Annotated in this window: 10 protein-coding genes; 4 read left to right on the top strand and 6 right to left on the bottom strand. The window is 71.5% G+C overall.

Annotated features, from left to right (window positions below; all coding sequences use genetic code 11):
* The first annotated feature begins 1 nt into the window (after position 1).
* Complete coding sequence (locus QHF83_RS10325) at positions 2-1285, top strand: adenylosuccinate synthase (protein WP_282417611.1); 1284 nt, start codon at positions 2-4, stop codon at positions 1283-1285.
* 3 nt (positions 1286-1288) lie between these two features.
* Here the strand turns inward: QHF83_RS10325 and QHF83_RS10320 are convergent, their stop codons facing one another.
* Positions 1289-2338, bottom strand: coding sequence for an NAD(P)-dependent alcohol dehydrogenase (locus QHF83_RS10320; protein ID WP_282417610.1), 1050 nt, complete (start codon positions 2336-2338; stop codon positions 1289-1291).
* A 51-nt stretch (positions 2339-2389) separates the two neighbouring features.
* Positions 2390-6097 carry a serine/threonine-protein kinase gene (locus tag QHF83_RS10315; protein WP_282417609.1) on the bottom strand — a complete coding sequence of 1236 codons (3708 nt, stop codon included), beginning with the start codon at positions 6095-6097 and terminating at the stop codon, positions 2390-2392.
* Positions 6098-6263: 166 nt separating this feature from the next.
* On the opposite strand from QHF83_RS10315, the gene QHF83_RS10310 reads away from it, so the two are divergent.
* The 3 genes from QHF83_RS10310 to QHF83_RS10300 all read left to right on the top strand — a co-directional run bounded on the left by QHF83_RS10310 (position 6264) and on the right by QHF83_RS10300 (position 9484).
* Complete coding sequence (locus QHF83_RS10310) at positions 6264-7265, top strand: tetratricopeptide repeat protein (RefSeq protein WP_282417608.1); 1002 nt, start codon at positions 6264-6266, stop codon at positions 7263-7265.
* A complete protein-coding gene (locus QHF83_RS10305) occupies positions 7262-8287 on the top strand; it encodes a hypothetical protein (protein WP_282417607.1) in 1026 nt (341 codons plus the stop codon). The genes QHF83_RS10310 and QHF83_RS10305 overlap by 4 nt, the downstream gene beginning before the upstream one ends.
* A 72-nt stretch (positions 8288-8359) precedes the next feature.
* On the top strand, positions 8360-9484 hold the full coding sequence (locus QHF83_RS10300) for a hypothetical protein (protein ID WP_282417606.1): 1125 nt from the start codon (positions 8360-8362) through the stop codon (positions 9482-9484).
* On the opposite strand, the gene QHF83_RS10295 is transcribed toward QHF83_RS10300, so the two are convergent.
* The 4 genes from QHF83_RS10295 to QHF83_RS10280 all read right to left on the bottom strand — a co-directional run bounded on the left by QHF83_RS10295 (position 9481) and on the right by QHF83_RS10280 (position 15408).
* The gene (locus tag QHF83_RS10295) at positions 9481-10131 is read right to left on the bottom strand and encodes a hypothetical protein (RefSeq protein WP_282417605.1); all 651 of its coding nucleotides are present in this window, start codon (positions 10129-10131) and stop codon (positions 9481-9483) included. The two genes, QHF83_RS10300 and QHF83_RS10295, sit on opposite strands and share 4 nt — an antisense overlap.
* A 31-nt stretch (positions 10132-10162) precedes the next feature.
* Entirely contained in the window at positions 10163-12196 is a 2034-nt protein-coding gene (locus tag QHF83_RS10290; RefSeq protein ID WP_282417604.1) for a hypothetical protein, read from the bottom strand.
* A 29-nt stretch (positions 12197-12225) separates the two neighbouring features.
* Entirely contained in the window at positions 12226-14535 is a 2310-nt protein-coding gene (locus QHF83_RS10285; protein WP_282417603.1) for a S16 family serine protease, read from the bottom strand.
* A 108-nt stretch (positions 14536-14643) separates the two neighbouring features.
* Positions 14644-15408 carry a hypothetical protein gene (locus tag QHF83_RS10280; protein WP_282417602.1) on the bottom strand — a complete coding sequence of 255 codons (765 nt, stop codon included), beginning with the start codon at positions 15406-15408 and terminating at the stop codon, positions 14644-14646.
* Positions 15409-15468 lie beyond the last annotated feature (60 nt).

The following is a 15468-nucleotide window of genomic DNA, read 5'->3' as shown; positions in this document are numbered from 1 at the left end:
GATGTCCGCGGTCGTGATCGTCGGCGCCCAGTGGGGGGACGAGGGAAAAGGCAAGATCGTCGACCTGTACACGGAGAGCGCGGACGTGGTCGTGCGCTTCGCCGGAGGGCCAAACGCCGGGCACACGCTCGTCGTGGGCGACGACAAGATCGTCGTCAGGCTCGTTCCGAGCGGGATCCTCCGCGCGCAGGCGCGGTGCATCATGGCGCAAGGCATGGTCGTCGACCCGGCCGTGCTCGTGTCGGAGCTCGACGTGCTCGAGGCGAAAGGGCACGCGACGCGCGGGCGGCTGTTCGTCTCGGACCTCGCGCATCTGATCCTGCCGTACCACCGGCTCGTCGACGGGCTGCGCGAGGCGGCCGCGACGGACGGTCAGAAGATCGGGACGACGAAGCGCGGGATCGGGCCGTGTTACGAGGACAAAGCGGCGCGGCGCGGGATCCGCGTGGGAGACCTCGCGGATCTCGACGGCCTCGAGCAGAAGCTCGCGCGCGCAGCGAGCGCGTGGGGCCCGGTGGTGCGCGAGCTCGGCGGCGAGATGCCGGACGTGTCCGCGATGATGTCGGAGCTCCGGCCGCTCGCGCCGCGGATCGTGCCGCTCATCGCGGACACGGCGGTGCTCGCGAACGACGCGATCCAGAAGGGCGAACGCGTGATGTTCGAGGGCGCGCAGGGCACGCTGCTCGACCTCGATCACGGGACGTACCCGTTCGTGACGTCGTCGTCGGCGGTGGCGGGCGGCGCGTGTGTGGGCGCGGGCGTGGGGCCGACGCGGATCAAGCGGGTCCTCGGGATCACGAAGGGCTACGCGACGCGCGTGGGCGAGGGGCCTTTCCCGACGGAGCTCTCGGACCATCTCGGCGAGCGTCTGCGGGTCGCGGGAGGCGAGTTCGGCTCGGTGACGGGACGGCCCCGGCGAACGGGCTGGCTCGATCTGCCGGCGCTCCGGTATGCGGCGCGGGTGAACGGTCTCGACGGGCTCGCCGTGACGAAGCTCGACGTGCTCTCGGGGCTCGACACGATCGAGGTGTGCGTCGCGTACGACACGCCGGAGGGACGCACGAAGGAGCTGCCGATCCGTCACGTCGGAGCGGTGAAGCCCGTGTACGAGAAGCGGCCGGGGTGGCGCGAGTCGCTCTCCCACGCGCGGACGATGGCCGATCTGCCCCAGGCCGCGCAGGACTACGTGCGGTACCTCGAAGCCGAGATCGGCGTGCCGGTGTTTCTGGTGTCGGTGGGGCCGCGGCGGGACGAGACGATCGTCCTCAGGGACGCGTTTGGTTGAGGGTCAAACGGACAGGCTCTTCATGTCGATCACGAAGCGATAACGAACGTCGCCTTTGACGGTCCGGTCGTACGCCTCGTTGACCTGCTGCATCGGGATCACCTCGACGTCGGAGGCGATCCCCTTCTCGCCGCAATAATCGAGCATCTCCTGCGTCTCGGCGATGCCGCCGATGAGCGAGCCCGCGAGCGTCTTGCGCCCCATGACGAGGCCGAACGCCGCGATGGGGAGCGGCTTCTCCGGCGCGCCCACGAGCACGATCGTGCCGTCGCGCCGGAGCAGGCCGAGGAGCGCATTGACGTCGTGCGTCGCCGAGACCGTGTCGAGGATGAAGTCGAACGAGCCCATCGCCTTCGCCATCGCGCTCGGGTCGGTGCTCACGAGGAACTGGTTCGCGCCGAGCCGGCGCGCGTCGGCCTCTTTCCGCGCCGACGTGCTGATCACCGTGACCTCGGCGCCGAACGACGCGGCGAACTTCACGCCCATGTGCCCGAGCCCGCCGAGCCCGACGACGCCGACGCGTTGCCCCGGGCTCACCTTCCAGTGGCGCAGCGGCGAATACGTCGTGATCCCGGCGCAGAGCAGGGGCGCCGCGGCCGCGGGATCGATGCCCTCCGGTACGCGCAGCACGTAGTTCTCGTCCGTCACGATGACGTCGGAGTACCCGCCGAACGTCGGCGTTTTGCCGTCGCGCTCGAAGCCGTTGTACGTGACGTTCATCCCGGCCGCGCAGAACTGCTCGACGCCTTCCTTGCAGCTCCCGCACTCGCGGCACGAATCGACGAAGCAGCCGACGCCGACGAGATCGCCCTCGCGGAACTTGGTGACGCCCTTGCCCTTCCCGGTCACGCGGCCGACGATCTCGTGGCCCGGCACCATCGGAAAGATCGAATTGCCCCACTCATTTCGGACCTGATGAATGTCGGAATGGCAGATCCCGGAGTAAAGGATCTGGATGACGACGTCGTGGTCGCGGGGATCACGCCGATCGAACGTGAACGGCGCGAGGCCAGACTGTGCATTCTGCGCGGCGTAGCCTTGGGCTTTGATCATCCGTCCTGCGTACACGGAAAGCAAAGGCGCGGCAACCGCAGGGCAAGGTGGTCACATCCCCGCTTCTTCTTCCAAAAGCGCGGGGACGAACCCTTCCACCGTCGCGAGCGCTTCGAGTAGCCCCGTCCGCGGCACCGTGTTCTGCAATCCGACCGATTGCGGCGCGCGCACGGTGCGGCTCGGCATCACCTGCGCCGTCGACGACACGGAAGCAGCCGTCGGGTTTTGCCCACCGCGCGTCGTCAGAAGCCGCGACGGCGAGACCTGCTGCGCCGGCAAACTCCACTCGCCCGAGGTGCGGCTGCGCGCCTGCTTGCTCCGCCAGTAGTCGCGTGGGCGCATGCCCGCCGCGCGCGCGTCGAGGTCCGGGATCCGCGGCCAGAAGCCGCCGTTCGCCGTGCCGAGCGACTGCGCGAGCGCCTCGTGTCGGGCCCGCACGTTCGCCGCGTCCTCGCCGAGCCGCACCTCGGCGAGTGATTCCGCGAATCGCTCGAGCGCGCCGAGCAGGGGCGCGCGCTGGCCCGCGACGATCATGCGCGACGTGGCCTCTTCGCCGAGCCGACGAACCTCCCGCGGATCGCCGCGCCGGAGCGCGGTGATGTGCATGCGGCCGAGGAGACCGAGGCAGACGGCCTGCTCGTCGCCGTTCGGGCCCGCGCCCTGCTCGATGGCGCGTTCGTACGAGAGCAGCGCGTCGGCGAGGTGGCCCTCGACGAGGTGCACGTCGCCGAGGAACACCTGCCCGAGGGCGCGGCCGAGGCCCGTGCCCACGATGCGCGCGAGGTTCAGCGCGTTCGTGACGAGCATGCGGGCGCGGTGGAGGTGGCCGACGTGGAACTGGTGACGGCCCGCGTAGAGCGTGCCCATGTAGAGGTAGTGGCCGCCGAGCTTGTGCTCCTCGGCGTACGCGAGGAGCTGCGCCGTCGAGCTCACGCCGAGATCCCAGTCGTACCGCGCCTCCGCGAGCAGCGCGCACGCGTGCCACGCGCCGAGCAGACGCGCAGGATCGGCGAGCTGCTCGGCGAGGTGGGCGGCGGCCTGGATCTCGCGCTCGGCGCCGTCGAGATCGCCGGTCCAGCCGAGGGCCACGCCGTACAGGCTCCGCGCGTGGCAGAGCTCGACGAGGTCGCCTTCACGCTCGGCGAGCGAAGAGCCCGCGGCGAGCGAGCGCGCGGCCTCCTCGACGAAGCCGCGGGCGAGATCGACGCGGCCGAGGATGTTCGTCGCGGCGGACCTGTGCCGTTCGAGGGAGGGCTCCTTTCCCGCCGCGGCGATCGATTGCTCGGCGTGCCGGCGCGCCTCCGTGAGCTCGCCGCGCGCCTCGTGCACACGGGCGAGCGCGGCGCCGAGCATCGCCGACGCCGCGGTCGTGTCCGCGGTGCACCGCTCGACGAGCTTGAGCAGCTCCTCCGTGCCGGCGAGCAGCCAGCGCATGCGCACGAGCTCGGCGGTCGCGACGAGCTGGATGCGGCGCTGCTCGGGGGAGGCGGGGAGCGTGGCGACGAGATCGATGGCGCGGTGGAGCTTCGGGCCCGCGCCGGGATCGTTTCCGGGCCTCGCGAGGGCCGCCGTGAGATAGGCGTCCGCCGCCCGGAGCGTCTCGCCGGCGCGCTCGAGGTGGCGCGCGAGCGTGCCGGGATCGGCGCCGCGTCGTTCGAGCTGGCGGGCGATGCGCAGGTGATGCTCGCGTAGATCGGCGCGCACCGCGCGCCGTTCGAGCTGTTCGAGCACGACGTCGTGCACGAACGTGGTGGACGTCGGCGCGTCGAGCAGGAGGCACCGCTTCTCGCCCTCGTCGAGGGCGCGATCGATGCGCTCGATCGAGAAGAGCCCGAGCGCGCGCAGGTCCGAGCGCAGGAAGTTACGGCCGAGGAGCGCGGCCACGCCGAGCACCTCGCGTGACTCGGGCGAGAGGCTATCGACGCCGCGGCGGAGCGCTTCGGTGATCGAGGCGGGGGCGCGGTAATCGGCGAGGTTGCGCGAGCCGAGGGACAACGTGCCGAACGTGGTTCGACCGACGAACCCTTCGACTTCGAGGTTCCGGATCACCTGGATCCCGAAGAGCGGATTGCCCGCGGCGAGCAGCGGCACGTGCTGTTCGAGCTCGCGCAGGATCGACTCGTCTCCGCCGCGCGCGAGCTCGGCGAGCAGCCGCCCGTTCTCCTCGCGATCGAGCGGACCGAGATCCATGAGCGCCGCGCCGCGCCAGGCCACGCGCAGCGGCGGTCGCGTCGTGCCCAGCAAGAACACCTTCGCGGCGCCGAGGGTCCCCGAGAGGAGCTCCAGCACGGCGAGCGTCGCCTCGTCGCCCCAGTGCATGTCCTCGATGGCGACGAGCACCGGCAGGTCGGCCGCGATGCGCGTGACGAGCCTGCGCACGAGCTCGGCCACCCGCTTGGCCGACGACGGCCGCAGCAACGTTCGTCGCGCGTCGGCGTCGCCGAGGCCGCGGCCGAGCTCGGGGACGAGCGCCGTGAGCAGCTCCGCGTCCTCGTCGTTCGTCGCGTCGATCGCGGCCTGCACGAGCGCGCCCGTCATGCTCTTGCGCCGCGTGGCCGTGGCGACGCGGCTCAGCGCCTCGCGCAGCGGCGAGTACGGCACGAGCGCGCTGAGCTCGCGGCAGCGCGCGTAGATCACCACCGCCGCGCCGTCCTGCTCGACGACGTTCAAGAGCTCCGAGACGAGCCGGCTCTTGCCGATCCCCGCGTCGCCCACGATCACCACGGGCGTCGCCGCGCGCGACGTCGTGCCGAGCACGCGCGAGGCGAGCAGCGACAGCTCCCGCTCGCGCCCCACGAACGGCGCCTCCTCGGTATTGTGCCGCGGCGGCAAGGACGTCATGCGCCCGCTTTGCGGCACCCGCGTGCTCTGCGGCCCGCGCTCTCCCTCCGGCTCCTCGCCGCGCAGGGTGTCGTAGTAGACCTCTTTCAGCCGCGCGCAGAGCTGCGCCGCGCTCCCCGGCCGCTGCGAAGGATCCTGCGCGAGCAGCTCGTCGATCAGCGCCGCGATCGCGGGCGGCACGCTCGGGGCCACGTCGCGCAGCGGCACCATCTCGCCCACGGTCCGGTTCATCATGATCGTCCGCTGCCCGCGGCCCTCGAAGGGCAACTTCCCCGAGACGAGCTCGTAGAGGATCGTCCCGAGCGCGTAGAGATCCATGCGCGGATCGGGCCGCGCGCGCCCGCTGCGCAGGCACTCGGGCGCCATGTAGCCCACGGTCCCCGCGGTCACGCGCGTATCGTCCGGCTGCCAGCCCGACGTCAGCGTGGCGAGCCCGAAATCGAGCACTTTGACCCGCGGCTCGTGCGGATCGACGATCACGATGTTGCTCGGCTTCAGGTCGAGGTGCAGCACGTCGCGCGCGTGGCAGTGCGCGAGCGCCTCGGCCACCTTGCGCATGAGCCGCACCGCGTCGAGCGCGTCGAGCGCGCCGACGCGCTCGAGGTAGGCGTCGAGCGTCTCGCCCACCGCGATCTCCATCGCCAGGTAAAACCCCACGCCCTCGACGAACCCGTAGCCGTAGAGCTGGATCAGCGACGGATGGTCGAGCTTGAGCAGCGCCTCGATCTCGTTCTGCTGGCTGATCAGCCGCTCGGCCGTCAGCTCGGCTGCGGTCGTCTTGAAGACCTTCAGCGCGGCGAGGACCCCGGCGTCGCTTCGCGCGCGGAACACGGCTCCGAACCCACCTTCGCCGAGGAGATCCTCGATGGTGTAGTCCCCGACCCGCGCCCCTCGCTCGAGCCAGCGGTCGCCCTCCATCACATCGAATCCTTCGAGGTCGTTCTTTCTGCTTCTACAGACTGCCGGAGGCGACGCCCGAAAGATACGGCCAAGACGCGACGAATGCGTGCGCTCTCTCCGTCCCTGTTCGCTCTCGCGAGGACCGCGTGATGCGCGCCACGCCGCGGACCGGTATACTGCGGCTGTGATCCCGAGCGTCTTCCTCGCCTCGATCGTCCTCGCGTCTCCGACGCCTCCATCGAGCGGACAAGGCGCGAGCCTCGTCGCTGCCGCGGCCGCGTCGGGGCGTCCGCGGGAGTGCGCTTCGACCGTCCGACGTGGATTGTCCCGACGTCCCACGGTCTGGGAGCTCGTGCGCGCCCCGGAGCTCGGGCGGTATTGCGACCTCGTCGCGCGCGCCAAGGCGCTGCTCGTCTCGGACCCGGCCGCCGCGAAGACCGCCGCCGAGAACGCCGAAAAGGTGCTGCCCGGGTACGCCGCGCCTCGCGTGCTCCTCGCCCGCGCGGCACTCGCGCTCGGCAAGATCGACGACGCCGCGCGCGAGTTCGAGGCCGCGCGCGGAAAGGATCCGCGCAGCGTCGAGGACCCGCCCACGATGCACGACCTCGCCGAGGTCCTCCGGCGCACGGGCAAACTCGAGGACGCGCTCGCCGTCTACCGCGCGCTCGTGCCGCGCATCGACCTGCTCGGCTCGCCCGATCGCCGCGTCGCCGTGCTGCTCGAAGCCGCGCACGTCTCCATGGCCGTCGCGGCCTCGCGCGCGGCGGGCGGCGCCACACCGGCCGAAGCGCCTTCCACCGAACCGAAGCGCGCGCCGCTCGACGAGGCCGCGGCGTACCTGCGTGAAGCGCGGCAACGCCCGCCGAGCGCGCTCTCCGGGGACGTGCTCCTCTCGCTCGTGCTCGTCCTCGATCGCAACGGCGATCGCGTGCAGGCCGACGCGGCGCTCGCCGACGCGCGCGCCTCGGGCGTTCACCTGCGCACGGGCGGCCCGAGTTACCTCGCGGCGGCCGAGGACAAGGCTTGCCTCGAAGCGCTCGCGGCCGAGGGCGCGGCCGCGGTGAAACTCTGGGAGACGTACCTCGCCGGCCCCGGCGCCAAGACTCCGTGGGCGGCCTCCGCGCGGGCGCGGCTCGAAGCCGCCAAGAAGGCGCCGCGTCCCGCCGGCGCGAAGGGGGGCCCGTGAGACGAAGGTTCTTTGTCGCCGCGTTCGTCGCGGCCGCGCTCCTCTCCGTGCCCCTCGCGGGCGAGGCGCTCGCCGCGCCCTCCGTGTGGCTGCAGGCGCGTGATCCCGTCGCTGCGTCGCGCACCACGCTCCTCGAAGAGGCCGACCAGTTCCTCCTCAAGCACGACCTCGCGCAGAGCGAGTCCATGTTCGACGCGAGCCCCGCCGTCGACCTCCTGCGCATGCGGGACGTCTACTTGCTCGAAGCGCTCAAGCGCCTCGAACAGGCGGGCGGCGCGGAGAGCCCCGATCCGCGCGTGCGCTTGCGCATGGGCCACGTGCTGCGGAGGCTCGGTCAGGATCGCAAGCCGCCGAACCCGGGCCGCGTCGAGGAGGCGATCCGCGTGCTCCTCACCGTCGCGCACGGCAGCGCGCCGCAAGCGCTCACCACCTCCGCGTGGAACGAGCTCGCGATCGCCTACGCCGTCCTCGGCAAGCGCGACCAAGAGGTCCACGCGTATGGCGAGGCGCTCGCGCACGAGCCGCTCGGCCATCACCGCGCCGTCCTCTTCGCCAACCGCGCCGAGTCGTACATGGGCATGGGCCGCCTCGACGACGCCATCCAGGGCTACCGCCAGGCGCTCCGCTCGCTCCTGCCGATCGAGATGTTCCAGTACGGGGTCACTGCCCTCTGGGGCCTCGCCGTTGCCACGGATCGCGACGGCGACCTCGACGGCGCGCTCGCCTCGATCGCGCTCGCCCGCGCGTACGACCGCGACGATCGCAAGATCCACGAGCCGAGCTGGTTCTTCTCACCGCCGCACGACGAGGCCTGGTACGACGCGCTCGGCGCGTGGAGCGCGGCGCGCACCACCGACCTCGGCGCCGTGCGTGCCGAGGCGTACACGCGCGCCATCGAGGCCTGGGAGGCGTACCTCGAACGTGCGCCGGACGACGATCGCTGGGTCCCCCTCGGCCGCGTGCGCCTCGAAGCTTGCAAGAAGGAGCGGGAGCGCGTCCTTCAGGCCGCGCGAAGGCGCTGAGATCGCACTGACCTCTTTACGGTGACCCAAGGACGCTCCACGCTCCACTGTCACCACGGCGGAGGGCGTTGATTGAAGCGGGATTCGCTCTTCGAGGAGTCGGTCGTCTGGTCGGGTCGCCCCAAGGCCGTCACGTGCCCGGTGCTCTACCAGATCGCGGCCGCGATCGCGGGCATCATCTCGGCGATCACCACCGCCTCCGCCGTCGTCGTCGCCACCGCGCTCGGATCGAGCCCCGGAGCTCTCCTCGTGTTCGCCGCGTGGATGGCCATCCTCGCCGTCGCCTTCGCGCTCGGGCCCAAGTGGTGGCGCAGCGAGCTCGAGTTCGTCGTGACCGAGCGCCACATCATCCTCCAGCGCGGCAGCCTCCGTCGCATGATGGACCGCTCGGCGATCAGCTTCGCCCGCATTCATTGGGACCCCAAGCGTCCTGGCATCGGCGACCTCGAGCTCGTGCGCGCCGTGCCCACCGGCGCCTTGCGCCGCCGCCTCGCGATCGTCTTCCACGGCCTCGTCGCGCCCGACCGCGTCTGGGCCATCGTCCGCGGCGTCACGCCGTCCACCCCGGCGGGCGACGGCCAGCGCCTCCTCGCCCAGCGCCTCGACGACGGCGAGCGTGTCCTCTGGTCGGGCCATCCGCCCGACGGCTTTCGCAAATGGCTCCCGTCGAGCGGACGCGCGGCCCTCGGCCTCGTGCTCGGCATCGGCCTCTTCGTCGCGGCGATCGTCTCGTCGAGCCACGCCGTGCACGCGACGCGCACCGTCGTGCGTGGCGGCCTCTCGCCCGAGTCGCTCTCCTTCTTCGCGCTCGTCACCTCGCTCGCGCTCACGATCCTCCTGCTCGTCTCGGCGGGCGTTCTCGTCGTGTATGCCTCGATCGTCCGGCCTGCGCGCCTCGAAACGCGCACGCGGTACTGGGTGACGAACCGGCGTGTCCTCATCCAGCGCGGCGACGAGGAGCTGCACCTCGAGCGCACGCGCATCGTCGACGTCATCGACAGCCCGGCGGCGGGCGGCCTCAACGATCTTTTCCTGGTGCTCGACGGCCCGCGCGCGCGCGCCTTCGCCTCGAGCGGCGCGTTCGGCGAGCGTGATGCCGAGGGCCTCCAGCCCGTGCTCCGCCGCATCACGGACCCGGAGGCCGTGCGTCGGATCATCCTGCGCGCGCCGAGCGCGCCGGCGATCTCGGTGGCTTAAAAGCGGGGCTCGCGCGCCTTTTCGAGCAGCATCCGCGCGCAGGGGATCGCGTCTTCGGCCGCGGGTGTGTCGGCGCGTAGCTCCATCGCGTCGGCGTTCATCGTGACGAGCCACGTTCCTTGCGGGAACGAATCGATCCATCCGGTGAGGGCCGCGATATCGATCGCCGCGCCCTCTTCGTTCTCGATCACGAGCTCGACGCCGCCCGGCGTGACCAGCGTCGGCGCCTCGCCGGGGAGGCCTTCGCGCCGTTCGAGGGAGGTCTGCACGGGCGGCCGCACCTTCACCCCTGCGGGGAAACCGGGCGGGCCTTTGGTCTTTAGCTTCATCCAGTCGACGAGCTTGTCCTTTTTGAACGAGCCCGCGAAAACTGCGGGCGAGCCCATCCAAAAGGTGACGCCGTCGCTCGCTTTGGGCGCATGCAGCCGGAACGTGGTGGGAATCTCGGCGTCCTGCTCCGCGACGAACCCGAGAGCTTTCGCGACGGCGTTCGCGCGCTCGACGCTCCTTTGCAGCGCGCGGCGCTCCGTGCGGGGGTGCGGGCTCATGCGGGGGTGCGGGCTCATGCGGGGGTGCGGGCTCATGCGGTTCCCTGCGATGAGCGCGAAGAGCAGGGCGCCGAGGATTCCGAGGAGCAGGGCGGGCATCGAGGGGAAGGGGATACCACGCGATCCGGGATCACGCTTCGTCCTCTTCGTCCATCCAGTCTCCGCCGGACGTCGCCTCGGCCTTCTCCGCGTCGTCGGCGGGCTTCTTGGGCAAGCCGAGCCTCTCGCGGGTCGAGTACAGGTTCGAGCGCACGAGCGCGCGGTGGTCGGGGGCGCGCTGGATCAGCCGATCGAAGATGGGCAGATCGTCGACCGTCGCCTTCGCGGTGAGGCACATCGAGATCGGCATCGCGAGCTCCGGGCGCTCCTCGAAGGCCGCGAGAGCGCGATCGATCAGCGCGCGGTCCTCCGGGTGCCAGGGACCTTCGGGCAGGACGCCGAGGGTGCGCATCCAGGCCCCGTACTCGTTCGGGGGGTTCGCGTCCCGGGCGCGGCGCAGCGCGGTCCACTCGTCCTCGGTGACGGGGCCGCGGAGCTCCTCCGGCCCGAGGAACGGCGCGTGTTCGTCGCGCAGCTTGCTCCGCGCCTCGTCCTTCTCTGCGCCCGTGAAGACCCTCGAGAAGAACATCGGCGCGACGCCGCCCCAGAGCTCGGAGATCGCCGAGACCACGTTGAGCGCCTCCGTGCACGCGAGCTCTCCACGCCGGAGCGCGGCGCGTAGCGGCATGATGGCCATCTTGGTCAACGTGGGGTCGGCGACGATCAGGCCCCGCAGGCGCGCGTCCTCGCAGAGACGAGCCGCGAGCTCGATCCGGCTCCCGTCCGTCTCCGCGGCATATGCGTCCGTCAGGATGCACCGCAGCCCCCAGCGCGTGAGCTTGTCGTCCTCGCTCCGCAAGGCCTGCTCCACGGCGGGGCGGAGCAGCTCGAACGGCGCCTTTTGCACGAGCTTGTCGATGTTCGCGCCCATCCGCGACCAGGCGCCTGGATACCCGGCGAGGCGCGCCTCGAGCAGGCGCTCCGAGAGCGCCCCGGGCCTCGCGTTCTTCGCGCCGAGCACGTTCGCGATCTTGTTCATGATGAAGTCCATTCCTCGGCTCGTCGTCACCTCGGGCGCTTCGAGGACCATCTCGACGATCGGCGAGAGATCCGCGCCCGGAGGCATCACCTCCTCGGCGAGCTCGGCGGCCAGGAAGTAGGGCGTGGCCACCTCGTCGCGCATCGAGGCCGGCGCGGACAGCGCGTACTTCGCGAGCGCGAGGCCTACCGTCACGGCCCGCTCGTGCGACAGCGACGCGACCATCGCCTTGTGATCGGCCGTCAGGTGGAACGCGCGACCCTTGGCCCAGCCCTCGAGCACCCGGAGGAACGCCTCGGTGCCGCCTTCGCGTGACAGGAGGTGCGCCCCCGTCAGGGGCATCCTCGTCGCGTGGTTCCCGCCGGACCCGAGCGTCGTCTCCAGCACGTCGACGGCGATCGGGTCCGGCAGCTTCGCGACGAGCTCGGTGAACTCGCGCTCCTGCTTCATCAAGGTCCAGCGGGACTCGTCGAGCATCGCCGAGATGCGCTGGATCGGCTCGCGGATCGCCTCGGCGTCCGCCTCGGGCAGGTGCGCGAGCGGATCACGCTGCCACTTCCCTGCCCACCACGGCAGCTCGCCGCGCGACGCCAGCGCCTCCTGCGCGGGCTTGCGCACGTCGGCGATGGGATCCTTGGCCAGCCTCTCGAGGAGCTTGACGGCGCGCTCGTTCGTCGGGCGCACGCCCGCGGCGATGATGGCGCGGATTTCGTCGTTCGGGCTCGCGGCGAACGCCTCCACGCTGTCGTTCACCGGCGCGCCTCGCCGGAGCAGCTCCCCGAGCCCTTCGGCCACGACGTCCGTGTCCTTGTCGGCGTGATCGTCCCACCCGCCTTGCTCCTCCAGCAGCGCCACGACGAGCTGGAGCAGCGACGCGTCTCCGAGCAGGCCCGCCGCGGTCGCGCAGAAGCGCATGGCCTCCTTCGCGCCGCGGAACACGAGGTTGTCGAGCCTCTGCGCGTCCGGATCGTTCCACGCGACGTCGTCGTCGTGCCCCTCGTGCAGGACCTCCATCAGCGTGATGGCGCGGCGCGCGATCGTGCGGATCTCCTCGGCCGTCGCGAGCAGCGGATACTGTTTGGGCATGAGCGCGTCCTTTCCCTCGGAGCGCTCTCCTACGACGGGAAGAGCGCGCGGTATACTTCGTCGATCGTGCGCACGAACGTCACGTCGAGGTGGATGTCCTCGGGGACATCGGCGCGGTTCGCCTCGGGGATCACCACGCGCGCGAGGCCGGCGCGCTCGGCGGCGATGAGCTTCGCGCGGATGCCGCCGACGGCGAGCACGCGACCGCTCAGCGAGAGCTCCCCGGAGAGCGCGGTATCGGCGGGCGCCGGCCTGCCCGACAGGGCCGAGACCAGCGCGGCGAAGATGGCCGTCCCGGCGCTCGGGCCGTCCTTCGCGAGGCTCGCCTCGGGCACGTGCACGTGCACGTCGGTCGCCGCGAGCCTGCCCTGCTCGACGCCGTAGCGGCTCATCTCGGCCCGCACGTGCGAGAACGCCGCGCGGACGGACTCCTTCAGCACGTCGCCGAGGTTGCCCGTCGACACGAGCTCCCCGCGCCCCGGCATGGTCGCGGCCTCCACGAAGAGCACCGAGCCGCCGCCGGGCCCGACGGAGAGGCCGGTCGTCACGCCGACGGGCAGCGCGCCGAGGGCCTTCTCCTTCGTGAACCGCGGCGGACCGAGCGCGGCCTCGACCTCGGCCTGGGTGATCGGCGGGGCTTGCTCCTCGCCGGCGGCGTCGGCCTCGCCTTGCTCTCGGCGCGTGACGAGCGCGAGCGCGCGGGCGCGGAGCACCGTCGCGAGCGCGTGACGGAGCTGCCGGACGCCGGCCTCGCGCGTGTAGCCGTCGATGAGCACCGTCACGGCGTCGTCCTCGATCGCGGGCGTCTTCGGCAGCCCGATCTCGGCGCGCAGCCGGTCGAGCAGGTGCGTCCGCAGGATCGCGGTCTTCTCGACGGCCGTGTACCCCTCGATCTCGCAAAGCTCCAGCCGGTCGAGCAGCGTCGGGTGGATCTGGGAGGTGTCGTTCGCCGTGGCCACGAAGAGCACGTGCGACAGGTCGTACGGCACGCCGAGGAAGTTGTCCTGGAAGTGCGGGTTCTGCTCCGGATCCAGCACCTCGAGCAGCGCGGCCATGGGGCTGCGGGCGCGCCCTTCGCCGATCTTGTCGATCTCGTCGAGCAAGACGAGCGCGCTCGCGCTGCCTGCCTCCACGATGGCGCGCAGGATCCGGCCTGCCGACGCGGCGACGTAGCTCAGGCGGTGGCCGCGGATCTCGCTCTCGTCGTGCACGCCGCCGAGCGCGACGCGGGCGAAGGGGCGCCCGAGCGCCTCGGCCATCGCGCGGGCGATCGTCGTCTTGCCGACGCCGGGCGGGCCGGCGAGGCAGAGGATCATCGAGGCGTTCTCGCCGCCGAGCTTGCGCACGGCGAGGTACTCGGCGACGCGCCGCTTCGGCTTCTCCAGGCCGTGGTGGCCGCGATCGAGCGCGGCGCGCACGGCGGCGAGATCGATGGGGCGCTCCGGGTCGGGCTGCCAGGGCAGGCGCGCCATGAAGTCGAGGTGGTTCGTGTACGTGGAGTAGTCGTGGTGGTTCGACTGCATGCCCCGCAAGAGGCGCAGCTCGCGCTTGGCCGTCTCGCGCGCGAGCTTGGGCATCCCTGCCTGCGACAGCTTGCGCTGCAGCCGGGCGAGGTCGTCGCCCTCCTCGGCGATCGCGGGATCGTGCAGGTCGAGCCGCTTCTGCAGCTCGACGATCTGCGACCAGAGCTTCTGCCGGAGCGCCTTCGGCACCTCGGGTTTGGCCATCGCCTGGCGGAGCATCGCTTCGAGCTCGGGGGCGGCGTTTCGCCCCTCGGCGCGGGCCGCGAGCAGGAGCGCGACGCGGCGGATCCCTTCCTCGAGCGGGTGTTGCGTGAGCTCGGCGAACTCGGCCTTGCCGGAGACCGCGCGCGCGGCGGCGGCGAGCGCGGTGCGCAGGGGGGCGTGGAAGTCCAGGGGCTCGGGCACCGCGCCTCCGTCGAGGGCGGCGAAGAGCAGGTGGGCGGCGGAGAGCAGCGCCTTCGTGTCCGGCGTGGACTCGTCCTCGTCGGGCGTGTCCACGTCGGCCGTGTACGGGGGCTCCTTTCCGCGCGCGGCCACGAGCCGGCCTCTTCGGAGGCCGGCGAGCGTGAGGGTCGTCGCGTCGACGGAGACGATCCGACACGTCGTGCCCCACCTGCCGGTGACCAGCGAGGGCAGCTCGACCGAGGAGGTGATCGTGACCGCGAGGATCTCCGCGGGGAGCTTCGCCTCACGGGCGGCGCGCGACAGCGCGACGAGGGCGACGGTGTCGATGGCGGGCACGGCGAACGTGCGTTCTTCGCCGGGGAGGATGGCCTCTTCGAGGAGGCCGACGAGGGGGAGCTGGATACGCGCCACGTTCGTGCAATCAGGGTCCGAGGGCAGGGATTGCCCGTGGACGGACCGGGGTTTTACCGGGTCAGGGGTGTGTCGCGCCAGCCAGATTTCGGTGGGGGGAGGCGCGGGCTACGCCGGAATCGCGGTCGCGTCGGCTCGGACCGGCGGGGTGCGCGCGGCGGACGCGTCTTCCAGAGCCTCGTCGTCCGTCACCTCGACGTCCTTTCCGCCGGGCGTCGTTCGCAGGAACCCGAGCTGCCGGAGCAGGCCGCGCTGGGTGATGGCCCGCCGGGCGATGGCGCTCCATTCGAGGTACCAGGCCCAGAGGGCCGTCTCGGCCTTCTCGAAGCTCTCGTCCTCGGCGGCGAGCTTCTCCAGATCGGGCAGCGGCCCGTCGACGTTGCGGAGTTTTCCGAGCAGCGCCTTGGCCTCGTCGACCACCATCTCGGTGAGCCCGCGCTGGGCGAGCAGCGCGCGTGCATCCTTCCCCGCCTGGCCGAATCCGCCGTTCCACGCGGGGTCGTCGATGGTCTCGAGTCGTTCGACGAAGGTGCCGACGGAGACGATGACGGCCATGCCGTCGGTCTGGGAGAGGTTGCGGAAGACCTGCGCGTGAATCTCCGGCGCGTGCCGCTTCAAGGTGGCATCCGCGATGACGAACCATTGATTCTCCCAGGCGTCGAGGGCGCGTAGGGCGTCGGGGTCCGTGGTGGGCGGCGCCTCGACGAAATCGAGTTTTGTCCGCGTCACGTTCTTGAGGAGTGTCCATCCCTCGTCGAGGTCGGCGTTCGTGAAGCCGTGCCGGGCGAGGGGAGCGGCGATCCGCGGGTTGCGGAGCGCGATGAGGAGCTTGAGGACGCGTTCGGCCTTCTGACCAATCGTGAGCTTTGCCATGACGGAACCTCCCTATGGGGGGTGGACCCAGGTAGTTCCCGTCCGGAACGCGTGTGACAG

This window comes from Polyangium sp. 15x6, from assembly GCF_029960785.1.
Lineage (GTDB): Bacteria > Myxococcota_A > Polyangia > Polyangiales > Polyangiaceae > Polyangium.
This window is presented reverse-complemented; position numbering and strand designations above follow the sequence as displayed.